The organism is Streptomyces sp. A0592 (genome assembly GCF_004795115.1).
Taxonomy (GTDB): domain Bacteria; phylum Actinomycetota; class Actinomycetes; order Streptomycetales; family Streptomycetaceae; genus Streptomyces; species Streptomyces erythrochromogenes.
In genome coordinates this window covers 17,268-29,300 of sequence record NZ_SSBM01000041.1, presented here as the reverse complement: position 1 = coordinate 29,300, position 12,033 = coordinate 17,268, and the positions used below count along the sequence as shown (strand labels likewise).

Annotated in this window: 15 protein-coding genes; 10 read left to right on the top strand and 5 right to left on the bottom strand. The window is 72.5% G+C overall.

All coding sequences use genetic code 11. From position 1 onward, the window contains the following. Positions 1–67 precede the first annotated feature (67 nt). On the bottom strand, positions 68–865 hold the full coding sequence (locus E6U81_RS33985; RefSeq protein ID WP_240804170.1) for an arylamine N-acetyltransferase: 798 nt from the start codon (positions 863–865) through the stop codon (positions 68–70). A gap of 120 nt (positions 866–985) precedes the next feature. Between E6U81_RS33985 and E6U81_RS33980 the strand changes: the two genes are divergently transcribed. Then, complete coding sequence (locus E6U81_RS33980) at positions 986–1,603, top strand: hypothetical protein (RefSeq protein WP_168714812.1); 618 nt, start codon at positions 986–988, stop codon at positions 1,601–1,603. 33 nt (positions 1,604–1,636) lie between these two features. Next, positions 1,637–1,849, top strand: coding sequence for a hypothetical protein (locus E6U81_RS33975; protein WP_136233852.1), 213 nt, complete (start codon positions 1,637–1,639; stop codon positions 1,847–1,849). 59 nt (positions 1,850–1,908) lie between these two features. Here the strand turns inward: E6U81_RS33975 and fdxA are convergent, their stop codons facing one another. Continuing rightward, positions 1,909–2,232, bottom strand: a complete 324-nt coding sequence (fdxA, locus tag E6U81_RS33970) for a ferredoxin (RefSeq protein WP_136233851.1) — start codon at positions 2,230–2,232, stop codon at positions 1,909–1,911. A gap of 95 nt (positions 2,233–2,327) precedes the next feature. On the opposite strand from fdxA, the gene soxR reads away from it, so the two are divergent. Continuing rightward, positions 2,328–2,792 (top strand): redox-sensitive transcriptional activator SoxR, encoded by a 465-nt coding sequence (gene soxR / locus E6U81_RS33965; protein WP_136233850.1) that lies wholly within the window; start codon positions 2,328–2,330, stop codon positions 2,790–2,792. A 121-nt stretch (positions 2,793–2,913) separates the two neighbouring features. On the opposite strand, the gene E6U81_RS33960 is transcribed toward soxR, so the two are convergent. After that, the gene (locus E6U81_RS33960; protein ID WP_031146228.1) at positions 2,914–4,275 is read right to left on the bottom strand and encodes a glutamine synthetase family protein; all 1,362 of its coding nucleotides are present in this window, start codon (positions 4,273–4,275) and stop codon (positions 2,914–2,916) included. A 172-nt stretch (positions 4,276–4,447) separates the two neighbouring features. On the opposite strand from E6U81_RS33960, the gene E6U81_RS33955 reads away from it, so the two are divergent. The 4 genes from E6U81_RS33955 to E6U81_RS33940 all read left to right on the top strand — a co-directional run bounded on the left by E6U81_RS33955 (position 4,448) and on the right by E6U81_RS33940 (position 6,862). Next, positions 4,448–4,822 carry a hypothetical protein gene (locus E6U81_RS33955; RefSeq protein ID WP_136233849.1) on the top strand — a complete coding sequence of 125 codons (375 nt, stop codon included), beginning with the start codon at positions 4,448–4,450 and terminating at the stop codon, positions 4,820–4,822. A 56-nt stretch (positions 4,823–4,878) separates the two neighbouring features. Next, the gene (locus E6U81_RS33950; protein WP_206310093.1) at positions 4,879–5,580 is read left to right on the top strand and encodes a DUF3105 domain-containing protein; all 702 of its coding nucleotides are present in this window, start codon (positions 4,879–4,881) and stop codon (positions 5,578–5,580) included. Further along, positions 5,577–6,254 (top strand): DUF305 domain-containing protein, encoded by a 678-nt coding sequence (locus E6U81_RS33945; protein WP_136233848.1) that lies wholly within the window; start codon positions 5,577–5,579, stop codon positions 6,252–6,254. The genes E6U81_RS33950 and E6U81_RS33945 overlap by 4 nt, the downstream gene beginning before the upstream one ends. 188 nt (positions 6,255–6,442) lie before the next feature. Beyond that, positions 6,443–6,862: a CBS domain-containing protein gene (locus E6U81_RS33940; protein ID WP_136233847.1), complete on the top strand. Its 420-nt coding sequence runs from the start codon at positions 6,443–6,445 to the stop codon at positions 6,860–6,862. A 28-nt stretch (positions 6,863–6,890) separates the two neighbouring features. On the opposite strand, the gene E6U81_RS33935 is transcribed toward E6U81_RS33940, so the two are convergent. Both E6U81_RS33935 and E6U81_RS33930 read right to left on the bottom strand, forming a co-directional pair. Next, a complete protein-coding gene (locus tag E6U81_RS33935) occupies positions 6,891–7,841 on the bottom strand; it encodes an alpha/beta hydrolase (RefSeq protein WP_136233846.1) in 951 nt (316 codons plus the stop codon). Further along, positions 7,838–8,539 carry a DUF998 domain-containing protein gene (locus tag E6U81_RS33930; RefSeq protein WP_136233845.1) on the bottom strand — a complete coding sequence of 234 codons (702 nt, stop codon included), beginning with the start codon at positions 8,537–8,539 and terminating at the stop codon, positions 7,838–7,840. The genes E6U81_RS33935 and E6U81_RS33930 overlap by 4 nt, the downstream gene beginning before the upstream one ends. Positions 8,540–8,614: 75 nt before the next feature. On the opposite strand from E6U81_RS33930, the gene E6U81_RS33925 reads away from it, so the two are divergent. The 3 genes from E6U81_RS33925 to E6U81_RS33915 all read left to right on the top strand — a co-directional run bounded on the left by E6U81_RS33925 (position 8,615) and on the right by E6U81_RS33915 (position 11,942). Then, entirely contained in the window at positions 8,615–8,989 is a 375-nt protein-coding gene (locus tag E6U81_RS33925; protein WP_136233844.1) for a hypothetical protein, read from the top strand. 77 nt (positions 8,990–9,066) lie between these two features. Then, positions 9,067–10,659 carry a multicopper oxidase family protein gene (locus E6U81_RS33920; RefSeq protein ID WP_136233843.1) on the top strand — a complete coding sequence of 531 codons (1,593 nt, stop codon included), beginning with the start codon at positions 9,067–9,069 and terminating at the stop codon, positions 10,657–10,659. A gap of 110 nt (positions 10,660–10,769) precedes the next feature. Beyond that, positions 10,770–11,942 (top strand): hypothetical protein, encoded by a 1,173-nt coding sequence (locus E6U81_RS33915; protein WP_136233842.1) that lies wholly within the window; start codon positions 10,770–10,772, stop codon positions 11,940–11,942. Positions 11,943–12,033 lie beyond the last annotated feature (91 nt).

The window sequence follows — 12,033 nt, the reverse complement described above, 5'->3', positions numbered from 1 at the left end:
TCACTCCAATGCCGCGGCTGTATCGTTTCGACAGTTCACGCCCCCTGCGCGCCCCTCTTGTGCGCCCCTAGGGCCGGGGGTGGAGGGCCACGGGCAGCCGGTCGAGCACGATGCCGAACCGGGCACGGTAGGCGGCCCGCACCTCCTCCTCGGTGGCCAGCTCCTCCTCCGTACGGTCGCCGTCCGCCGAGGTGGCGATGAGGGTGCGGTCCCGCAGGGTGATCCGGCCGCCGTCCTCGGTGATCCGGGAGCAGACCGGGCCCCTGGTGAAGCCGGACTCCGGGCTGGTGCCGTGCCACCAGGCGCCGGTCCGGAAGTCGGCGAGCACCCGGGGCCGGGCCTCCAGCCGGTACGCGGGCACGCCGTCGCGCAGCACGTCGAGATCGCCCTCCGTGCCGTCCCCGGCGGGCCGGACGAGGAACACCCCGCCCGGATCCTTCTGCTCGCCGGACTCGTCCAGGTCGAGCGGGTACGCACTGTGCTCGCCGAAGCCCACGTCGGCGAGCCAGCGCCCGTCGACGCGCAGCGCGAGGTGGTCGTAGGGGATCCCCGGCTCGCCGTCCTTGCCGTACACCCGCGCCTGGAGGAGCTCCACCCGGTGCCCGAGGGCGCCCAGCAACTCGGCGAACCCTCCGTTCAGTTCGTAGCAGATGCCACCGCGCCCGGCGGTCACGATCTTGTCGAAGAGGGCGTCGCGGGTGAGCGCCATCCCCTCGCCCAGGTGGATCGCCAGGTTCTCGAACGGCACGGTCCGCAGATGGAGCAGGTGCAGCTCGCGCAGCGAGCCGCCCGAGGCCCGCTCGGGCCGCTCGGCCCCCAGGCGGCGCAGGTAGGCATCGGTACGGGCGTCGTCGAGAGGTTCCATCCCCCCACTCTCCCCATCCGGCCCCTTCGGCGCCATGCGCCATTGGACCTAGTCCCCGCCCGAATCAACGATCATGAACTCGTACATGAACTCATGATCGATATGCGGAGGAACGGGGCCATGGGAAACCTGGAGATGAGCACCGGCGACATGCGGGACGTGATCCGCCTGCTGACGGCGGTGGAGCGGACGCCCGAGCAGGAACGCGTCCTCGCCGTCGCCCGAGACCGGTGCGAGCAGATCGACGCCCGCTTCGAGGCCGACGACATCACGCTGGACGTGCCGGTCGTCCAGGCCCTGGAGGAACTACTGGCGGGCAGCACCAGCGCGGACATGGAGCCCGGCTACCAGTACGCCTTCCAGGCCCTGGTGGCGATGAACTTCTCCGACACCTACGACCTCGGCTACTGGCGGCGGCCCTCCTGGTTCCACACCGTCGACGACGAGATGACCAGCCACGGGGTCCCCGCCGACCTGGCCCCCGCCGCGCTGCTGTTCTCGGGCCCGCCGATCCGCCTCCCGCACCCGGGCGACGCCCTCCCTGCCATGGGCACCTTCCCGGCCTCCCGCGCCGCCGAACTGGTCGAGGCGTACGAGGCGGTCCTGGACCGCCTGGACCCCGAAGTGCGCGAAACGGCGCAGGTCCTGCTGAACCCCATGCGGGTCGAGGCCAATGAGTGGGAGCGCACGAAGCAGGCCGGCCGGACCGAGGACACCATCTTCTTCTGGATGCGCTGAACACCGGGGCGCGACTCCGCTTCAATGGCGCCCATGGAACTCCAGGAGAAGCGCGAGTGGGCGGCGGACAACCACAGGGCAGGCACGGCCTCCAGGCGGGGCGAGTGCACCTGGGGCGGCGCCCCCTGCCCCCACCCGGCGGCCTGGAGCGTGCGGGTCAGCTCCGCCGCCGGCGACAGTTGGTGGGCCGCCTGTGCGGCCCACGCCACCGCATCCCCGGTCCTGTCACCCCCCGCCGCCGACTGAGGGGCTCTCTCCGGCCCACGGCCGGAACACCGTCAGGAGCTCGGTCACGTTCCGGTGGGTCAGACGGTGTCCTGGACCGGCAGCGCCGCCACCATCGGATGGTCCCTCTCGATCAGGCCGAGCTTCGCACTGCCACCGGGGGAGCCGAGCTCGGTGAAGAACTCGGCGTTCGCCGCGTTGAACGCCTGCCACGGCTCCGGGGTGTCGTCCTCGAAGTAGATCGCCTCGACCGGGCAGACTGGCTCGCAGCCGCCGCAGTCGATGCACTCGTCGGGGTGGATGTAGAGCATCCGCTCCCCCTCGTAGATGCAGTCGACGGGGCACTCGTCCAGGCACGCCTTGTCCTTGACGTCCACACAGGGCAGGGCGATCACGAATGTCATCGGGCTGCCGTCCTCTCCGGTCGGTGCTGCTTGCCGCTCTGGCGTAGCCGACCGTAGGCGCTCAAGTAAACTTGAGGGCAAGAGGGAGGCAGCGCATGACGACTCATCAGCCCGGCGGCGCCAAAGCCACCCCGGACGACTGGCTGGGCATCGGCGAGGTCAGCGCGCGGACCGGGGCGGCGGTGTCCGCCCTGCGGTTCTACGAGGAACTCGGCCTGATCGCGTCCGAACGCGACGAGCGCAACCAGCGCTGCTACCCCCGGCACATGCTGCGCCGGATCGCCCTGATCTCGGTGGCTAAACGGATCGGCATCCCGCTGCAGGACCTCCGGGAGGCGTTCGTCGACGTACCGCTCGACCGGCCGCCGAGCCACCAGGAGTGGCAGCGCGCCTCGCGCGGCTGGAAGCGCCGTCTGGAGGAGCGCCGGCAGACCATCGAACGACTCGAGGCCGAACTCACGGGGTGCATCGGCTGCGGCTGCCTCTCGATGAAGGCCTGCGCCCTGCTGAACCCTGGCGACACACTCGCCGAGGACGGTGCCGGAGCCCGACGCCTGTAAGGGGTTCCGGGGCCGGGTTCTCTCCTACGGATCTGGCCGGATCAGCGCGCGGCTCCCCCGGCCCCAGACGGCTTCGGGCCGGCGGTCGATGACCGCCGGCCCGAGGTGTCCGGTCGCCCGGTTACAGGACCGGGAGGTTCTTGCGGAGTTCGAAGGCGGTGACCTCCGAGCGGTACTCCTCCCACTCCTGCTTCTTGTTGCGCAGGAAGAAGTCGAAGACGTGCTCGCCGAGGGTTTCGGCGACCAGTTCGCTGCGTTCCATCAGGGAGATGGCCTCGCCGAGGTTCTGCGGGAGGGGTTCGATGCCCATCGCGCGGCGTTCGGCGTCGGAGAGGGCCCAGACGTCGTCGTCAGCGCCCGCCGGGAGTTCGTAGCCCTCCTCGATGCCCTTGAGGCCGGCCGCCAGGAGGACCGCGTACGTGAGGTACGGGTTGGCGCCCGAGTCGATCGAGCGGACCTCGACGCGGGAGGAGCCCGTCTTGCCCGGCTTGTACATCGGGACGCGGATCAGGGCCGAGCGGTTGTTGTGGCCCCAGCAGATGTACGAGGGGGCCTCGCCGCCCGCGCCGGCGCTGCGCGAGGAGCCGCCCCAGATGCGCTTGTAGGAGTTGACCCACTGGTTGGTGACCGCGGCCGTCTCGGCCGCGTGCCGCAGCAGGCCCGCGATGAAGGACCGGCCGACCTTCGAGAGCTGGTACTCGGCGCCCGACTCGTAGAAGGCGTTGCGGTCGCCCTCGAAGAGGGAGAGGTGGGTGTGCATGCCCGAGCCCGGGTACTCCGAGAACGGCTTCGGCATGAAGGTGGCCTGGACGCCCTGCTCCAGCGCGACCTGCTTCATGACCAGGCGGAAGGTCATGATGTTGTCGGCCGTCGAGAGGGCGTCGGCGTAGCGCAGGTCGATCTCCTGCTGGCCCGGGGCGCCCTCGTGGTGGCTGAACTCCACCGAGATGCCCATCGATTCGAGCATGGTGATCGCCTGGCGGCGGAAGTCCATGCCCACGTTCTGCGGAGTGTGGTCGAAGTAGCCGGAGTTGTCGGCCGGGACCGGGCGGGTGCCGTCCAGCGGCTTGTCCTTCAGCAGGAAGAACTCGATCTCCGGGTGGGTGTAGAAGGTGAAGCCCAGGTCGGAGGTCTTGGCGAGGATGCGCTTGAGGACGTAGCGCGGGTCCGCGAAGGACGGCGAGCCGTCCGGCATGAGGATGTCGCAGAACATCCGGGCGGTCCCGGGGGCCTCGGCGCGCCACGGCAGTATCTGGAACGTGCCCGGATCCGGCTTGGCGATCATGTCGGACTCGTAGACCCGCGCGAAGCCCTCGATGGCGGAGCCGTCGAAGCCGATGCCCTCGTCGAAGGCCTGCTCCAGCTCCGCGGGGGCGACCGCGACGGACTTGAGGAAGCCCAGTACGTCGGTGAACCACAGGCGCACGAAGCGGATGTCGCGCTCCTCAAGCGTCCGGAGGACGAATTCCTGCTGCTTGTCCATGCCTTCATCCTCGCAGTTCAGACGGCCTGTGCACCACCGCCTGACCGGTCGCGGCGCACTCGGGCCGGCCCAGTATCGCCAGTGGTGGTTTCCGCCACATTACGCACCCGGGAAAGCTGGCGGCACCCCCGCACTGACCTCGGCCCGGTCATGAGCATTACCATCTGCGCCCATGGGGGGCCGGGAGTACACGCAGCGGGGGCGTCATGGACGTTCCGCGCTGCGGCGTGCCGCCCTGCTGACGGTCCTCGGAGTGCTGGCCGGCGCGCTGCTCCTCTGTGCGCGCTCGGGTGAGCCGCACTCCGCCTCCGAGGTGCGGGCGCACGGTACGGCGCACACCGTCTGCGTGTCCCCGTACGACCTGCCCGGATGCTCTCCCCTCGCGCACGTGACACCGGCCGTGCTGCCCGTGCCGCCGCCCGCCGTGACCGTGCCGGGCGGTGGTACGCAGGCCGCCGCGCACGCGACGGCGGCGGGGCGGATCCGGCCCCCCGAGGCGCTGGCGCGCGCCCCCGACCTGCATGTTCTCCAGGTGCTGCGGACCTGACAGGTCCGGTTTTGCGTTCCGTCCACCCCCCTCATCAGAAGAAGGAACCAGGGCACATGGCCAGCAACTCCGGCAGGACCCCCCAGCACACCGACCCGAACTCCCGTCAGGCGCGGATAGCCGAGATGCGCCGCGTCGAGAAGGCCCGGGAGCGGCGCAACAAGGCGATCGCGATCACCGTCTCGTCGGCCGTCGTCGTCGGTCTCGTCGGTTTCGGGGCCTGGGTGCTGATCGAGCAGAAGCAGGAGGAGCAGCGCAAGACGGCTGCCGCGGAGAAGCTCCGCAAGGAGGCGGAGGAGATCCGCAAGAAGCCGGTCGAGGGCGAGAAGCTCTGGGACGTGAAGAACCTCGGCCGCAACCACGTCGAGACGCCGGTGAAGTACGAGATGAACCCGCCGGTCGGCGGTGACCACCACCCCCGCTGGATGAACTGCAACGGCGACGTCTACAAGAACCCGGTGCCCGAGGTGAACGCCGTCCACTCGCTGGAGCACGGCGCCGTCTGGGTGACCTACAACGACAAGGCCGCCCCGGCCGACGTCGACAAGCTCGGCGCGACCGTCGGCAAGACCCCGTACACGCTGATGAGCCCGGTCAAGGAGCAGACCGGCACGATCGTGCTCAGCGCGTGGGGCAAGCAGCTGACGGTGGACACGGCGGACGACCCGCGGGTGGCGCAGTTCTTCACCAAGTACGTGCAGGGCGAGCAGACGCCCGAGCCGGGCGCGGCCTGCACGAGCGGGGTGGCCGGCAAGTGAGCCGCGCGATACCCCGTACGTACTGGGTCGCGGGCACGGCCGTCCTGCTGGCACTGCTGTTCGCGGCGGCGGCCACGGTCGCCGCCGCGGGGGGATCCGGTGCGCCGGCCCCGCGTACGGAGCCCCGTACGCCGGGACTGCACTCCGCCGACGCCGGCTTCGCCCGGGACATGTCGGTCCATCACCAGCAGGCGGTGGAGATGTCCTTCATCGTGCGGGACCGCACCCAGGACGAGGCGGTGCGCACCCTCGCGTACGACATCGCCAACACGCAGGCGAACCAGCGGGGCATGATGCTCGGCTGGCTGGACCTGTGGGGGCTGCCGAAGGTGGTGGCCGGCGAGCCGCCGATGTCGTGGATGGGGAGCTCGGCGGGCCATGGCGGGCACGCCGGTCACGGCCCCGCCAAGCCCGGCGCGCTGATGCCGGGCATGGCCACCAAGGAGGAGCTGGAGCAGCTCGGCGCCGCCTCGGGGCGGGACGCGGAGGTGCTCTTCCTCCAGCTGATGGCCGACCACCACAAGGGCGGCGTGACCATGGCCGAGGGGTGCGCGCAGCGTTGCGTGACCCCCGTCGAGCGGGAGCTGGCGCAGGGCATGGTCGACGCGCAGCGCTCGGAGATCACCCTCATGGAGGACATGCTGAAGCAGCGCGGAGCCACACCGCGCGGCTGACGGGACACGCCCGTACGGTGGTGGGAGGCGCCCTCTCACCCGTACGGGCGTGTGTTCCGCCGTTCGGGGGTCGTCGGGTGGTCGGGTGGGCCGAACGGCCGCATCCCGGGCATCCTGCATCCCGGTGGGGACGCCGGGCCGGGCGCGCCCGCACCCGGCCGTGAACGGCGTGCTCAGGAGGTTCTGTCATGACCACCGCCGCAGACATCATGCACCCCGGGGCCCAGTGGATCCCGGCGCACGAGACCCTTGACCGGGCCGCCGAGCTGATGGCCCGGCTCAATGTGGGTGCGCTGCCCATCAGCGACACCGAAGAGCGGTTGTGCGGCATCATCACCGACCGCGACATCGTCGTGAACTGCGTGGCCAAGGGCCTGGACCCGTCGAAGATGACGTGCGGGGACATGGCCAAGGGCACTCCGCGCTGGATCGACGCCGGCGCGGACGTGACCGATGTGCTCGACGAGATGGAGAGCCACCAGATCAAGCGGCTGCCCGTGATCAAGGACAAGAAGCTGGTCGGCATGATCAGCGAGGCCGACCTGGCCCAGCACCTGTCCGAGGACCAGCTGGCGGGCTTCGTCGAGAAGGTCTACGCCAGGCGCTGACCGGCACCGGCCCGTCAGCCGTCACCCGTCAGTACGCGTCCCGCCGCTTCCGTTCGCTCGTCTCCGCGACCGTCCGGCCCACCTGGTCCGGGCGGTCGAGCATGACCAGGTGGCCGGCGGGCTCGGCGACCTCGAAGCGGGCGCCGAGCCGGTCGGCGAGGTCGGCCTGGCGGCCCAGCCAGCGCAGCGCGCCGCGGCCGGATGTTCCGTCGTGACCGGCGAGGACGGTGGTGGGGGCGGTCAGCGGGCGGGTGCGGCGCAGCGCCGCCAGTTCGGCGGCCATGTCCAGGTAGCGGGAGTTCTCCAGCAGGGCTCCGCGCCAGACGCGGCCGGTGCGGTAGCAGCGGCGTACGAGGTCCGGTGCGGCCGGGTCGCCGCCGCCCGTGCGGGAGGCCCGTACGGTGGCGCGCCGGGCCGCGGGGCCCAGTGCGGCCGGCAGCCCGGCGGCGGTCACGGCCCGGCCGAGGGCGCGGGCGACGCCGGTGCGCAGCGCGGCGGGCAGGACCGTACGGGGATCCTCCTCGACGCTGGCGTCGACGAGGACCAGGGCGGCGGTGCGCTCCGGGTACAGCCGGGCGAAGCCCTCGGTGTGGAAGGCGGCGATCGAGTGCCCGACGACGGTGACCGGGCCGGCCGCGGGCCCGCCGTGTCCCAGCGCGTCGAGGAGTCCGGCGATCCGGTGGGCCTCCCCGGCGGTGGTGGGAGGGGCGGCGGCTGGGGCGCTCAGGCCGTGGCCGGGCCGGTCGAAGCGGACGACGGTGCGGCCCTCGGCGACGAGCAGCGCGGCGACGGCGTCCCAGTCGAACCAGGCCATGGCGAGTCCGGCGCTGAGCACGCACACGGGGCCCCGGCCCTCGACGACGGTGTGCAGCGCGGTCCCGTCGACGTTCAGGAACAGGCCCGGGGACAGGCCCGGTCCCGGGCCCGTCCCCCTTGAGTGCGACGGCTCGTGCGGCCCCTGCGGCTCGTGCGCGGTCATGTGCGGCGTTCCTTGTGGACGGAGTAGGCAAGCAGGCCCAGCCAGATTGCCACGAGCAGGACCTGGAGCCGCTGACCGGCGCCGAGCGCCCAGGTGCCGCGTCCCGCGGTGAACATCGCGATGGCGGACAGGGTCCAGGTGGTGGCGAGCAGTTCCAGGACGACCAGCGCGGGGCCGTAGCGGGCGAGCGGGGCGAACCAGCCGTAGCGGCGGGCCGCGACCGTCAGGGCCACGAGCCCCACGAGGGCCCCGGTCATGGCGAGGGTGCTGCTGACGGCATGGGCCTGGTGGGTGGCGGGGACCAGCCCGGCGGTCTCCCGGGCGGCGCATTCGGGGTCCGCGGTGGGCGTGCAGCTCAGCGGGAGCCAGGCGTCGGCCGCGGTGGCCGCGCCGAAGAGGGTGACCCCGGCCCAGCCGACGACGGCCCAGAGGCGGCGGGACTCGGCGTACTTCAGCAGCCGTATGAGGGCCAGCAGGCCGCCGGCGAAGGCGAGCATCCCGGCGGTGAAGTCGGTGGCCCGGAAGAGGCCGCCGAGCGGCTGGTCCTGGGCGGCGAGTTCACTGACGTACGTCTCGATGGGGTTGAGGCCCGTGGAAAGGACGACTTCGAGCACCCACGCGGTGTACGCCGCGGCGGCGAGGCCGATCAGGAGGGCGACCGGCCGGGCGGTGCGCGGAGAGAGCCCATATGGGGACATAGTGTGACTAATCCTAATCAAGCTCGGGGTCGGTCCTCCGCCGATCGGATACCCACCCCGGGTAGGGTTCCGGCCATGACGCGCAGTGCTCGGCGAGCCGCCCCGGGGCCCCGGCTGCTGCTGCTCGCCGCGCTGCTGCTGGGCGGTGTCATCACCCTGCTGTCCCCGGGCCGTCCTGCCGGGCCCCACGCCATGGAGGACGTGTCCCCGGGCCGGTGCGTTGCCTCGGCGAAGGCTTCCGGTGCGGCTGCGCGCGGTGGCGCTCACCACACCCCCGCCACCCCGCCCCAGGTGCGCGGGGCGGCCCAGGAACCGGCGCCTGAACCGGAGCAGGCCGCCCGGGCGGCGGCATCCGCAACCGGAACGGGGCGCCCCGGGTCCGGCTGCCCCGCCGTTCCCACCGGGACCGCCCCCGGCCTCCCCCTCCGGCAGGCGGTACTGCGGATATAGGCCGCGCCCCGGCGGCGCCGCGCAGCGCCACCGGACCGCGTCCGTGCATCCGCCACCCCACACCCCGAGGTGCTCCCTTGCGCTGTCTCCCCACCCGCCGCTCCGTACTCGGCGCCGCCGCGGCCGCCGTGGGCTCCGGGCTGCTCGCAGCCTGCTCCGGGCCCGCGGGCTCCGCCGGCTCCCCGGGCTCCGCCGCGGACCCCCGTACGGGCCACGGCTCCATGCACCACGGCGGCCCGAAGGCCGACGGGCCCGAGGGGTACGTCGACCCGGCCGGGCCCGAGGTCCGGGCCGCCGAGGCCGCCCGCGGGGCCACCGGCCCGCTCACCGAGGTCAAGGTCACCGCCACCGCCGCCACGCTCGACCTCGGCGGCGGGCGCACGGTGCGCTCCTGGGCGTACGGCGACCGGCTGCCGGGCCAGGAGGTCCGCGCCACCGCTGGCGGCACCCTCTCCCTCACCCTGGCCAACCACCTCCCCGAGGCCACCTCCCTGCACTGGCACGGCCTCGCGCTGCGCAACGACATGGACGGGGTCCCGGGGCTGACCCAGCGGGACATCGCCCCGGGCGGGTCCTTCGCGTACAGGTTCGCCGTCACGCACCCGGGGACCTACTGGTTCCACCCGCACACCGGGGTGCAGCAGGACCGCGGCCTGTACGCGCCGCTCATCGTCGAGGACCCCAAGGAACCGCTCTCGTACGACAAGGAGTGGGTGGTGGTGCTCGACGACTGGATCGACGGGGTGGACGGGGCCACCCCGGACGCCGTCCTCGCCGAGCTCCGCAAGGGGATGAGCACGGGGACGACCGCGCAGGGCGCGGGCGCCGCCCACGGGCGCAAGTACGTCGCCATGGGCGGCGAGAGCGACGTCCTCGGCAAGGACGCGGGCGACGTCGTCTACCCCCACTACCTGATCAACGGGCGGATCCCCGGGGACCCGTCCGTCTTCACCGCCCGACCCGGGGACCGGATCCGGCTGCGCATCGTCAACGCCGGCGGGGACACGGCCTTCCGGATCGCCCTGGGCGGCCACGAACTGACGGTCACCCACACCGACGGCTTCCCGGTCGAGCACGCCACGACGCGTTCGCTGCTGCTGGGCATGGGCGAGCGCTACGACGTCCTGGTCACGGCCCAGGACGGGGTGTTCCCGCTCACCGCGCTGGCGGAGGGCAAGGACGGGTCGGCGCTCGCGGTACTGCGCACCGGGACGGGCGCGGCCCCCACGGCGGCGACCCGGCCGGCCGAGCTGGAGGCACGGCCGCTGACGGCGGACGCGCTGCGGGCCGCCGGTCCGGCCGTACTGGCGCAGCGCGAGCCGGACCGTACGGTGCAGATCCGGCTGACGGGCTCCATGACCCGCTACAACTGGGCCTTCGACGGGACGCCGTACACGCCGGACCAGCGGCATCCGGTCAAGGCGGGCGAGCGGGTCCGGCTGGAGTTCCGCAACGCGACCCCGATGTGGCACCCGGTGCACCTGCACGGGCACACCTTCGCGCTGGGCGCGGAGCCCGGCGGGGCGCGCAAGGACACCGCGATCGTGCTGCCGGGCGGGCGGCTGACGGCGGACTTCGACGCCGACAACCCGGGGCTGTGGATGACGCACTGCCACAACGTCTACCACTCGGAGTCGGGAATGATGACGGTGCTCGGCTACCAGCTCTAGGGCGTGGGCCGGCTCACGTGGAGCGGGCGGGAATTCGGAAGGGCGTTCGCCACCGGCATGGCACCCTTGCTCTGATCACGACAGCCGCGACAAAGGACGCCTCCGCCGGTATGACCACCCCGCCGAACCCGCCCAGCACCCCTTCCGGCCCGCCGACGGAACCGGCGGGCACGCCCGTTCCCGAGACGGCCGAGACGGCCTCAATACCGGCGCCCGCCCAGCCCCTCTCGCTGGAGAAGACCCCGGCCGTCGAGGCCGCCGCTCCTGCGGTGGCGGCGGACGCACCCGCCGCGCCCGAGATCCCCGCAGCCGAACCGGCCCAGGCCCCCTCGGCGTTCGCCCCGCCGGCACCCACCGTCCCGGCCGCGCCGTTCGGCGCCCCGGGGGCTCCCGGCGGCCCCACCGCCCCGTGGGGGCAGGGCGGCCCCACCGACCCGTGGGGGCAGCCCGTTCCCGGCTACGGCTCCGCCCCGTACGGCGGCTACCCGCAGGCCGCCGAGCCCACCAACGGCCTGGCCGTCGCCACCCTGATCGTCGGCGGTTTCGGCATCGTGCTCGCCTTCGTGCCGTTCCTGTTCTGGCTCGGCGGCATCCTCGCCGTGACCGGCGTGGGCCTGGGCATCGGCGCCATCGTGCGCGCCAACAAGGGCGCCCCGCACAAGTCGATGGCCGTCATCGGCACCGTTCTCGCCGGTGCGGGCATCCTCGCCTCGGTCGGCGGGTTCTTCCTGACCGTCTCCGTCATCGAACGCACCACCGACCGCATCGAGGCGGGCGTCGACGAGGAGGACCTGGACCTCGAAGGCCTGTACCCCAGCAGCGAGCCCTGGCCGTCCGGGTCCGGCTCCGCGTCGCCCTCCCCCTCCCAGGTGCCCGGCCTGACCAGCGCACTGCAGTTCGGCGAGACATACACCTACCCGAACGGGGTCAAGGTGAGCCTCTCGAAGCCGACGACGTACGAGCCCAAGGGCATCATCGCCCGCGAGCAGGTCAAGAACGCGGTCCAGATCACCATCACCATCACCAACGGCTCGACGGCGCCGCACGAGGTCATCTACGCGGTGCCCAACGTCCGCGACGACAAGGGCATGACCGCCGAGATGGTCTTCGACAGCGGCGGCGGCAGCACCGTCCCGAAGATGGTGAAGGGTTCGATCCTGCCGGGCGAATCCGCCAGCGGCGTCGTGGCGTTCGAGATCCCCGAGGGCACCAGGAGCATCAGCGCGGACATCGCCGCCGGAACCCTGCTCGACGACGTGAAGTACGCCGGCCCCATCGGCTGACCCGACCTCACGACCGGCCTCACAACCCGCCCGCGGAAGGCCCCGCGGGCGGCACCCGGCACGCCGCAGAACCCGGGAAACAGGCGGGGCC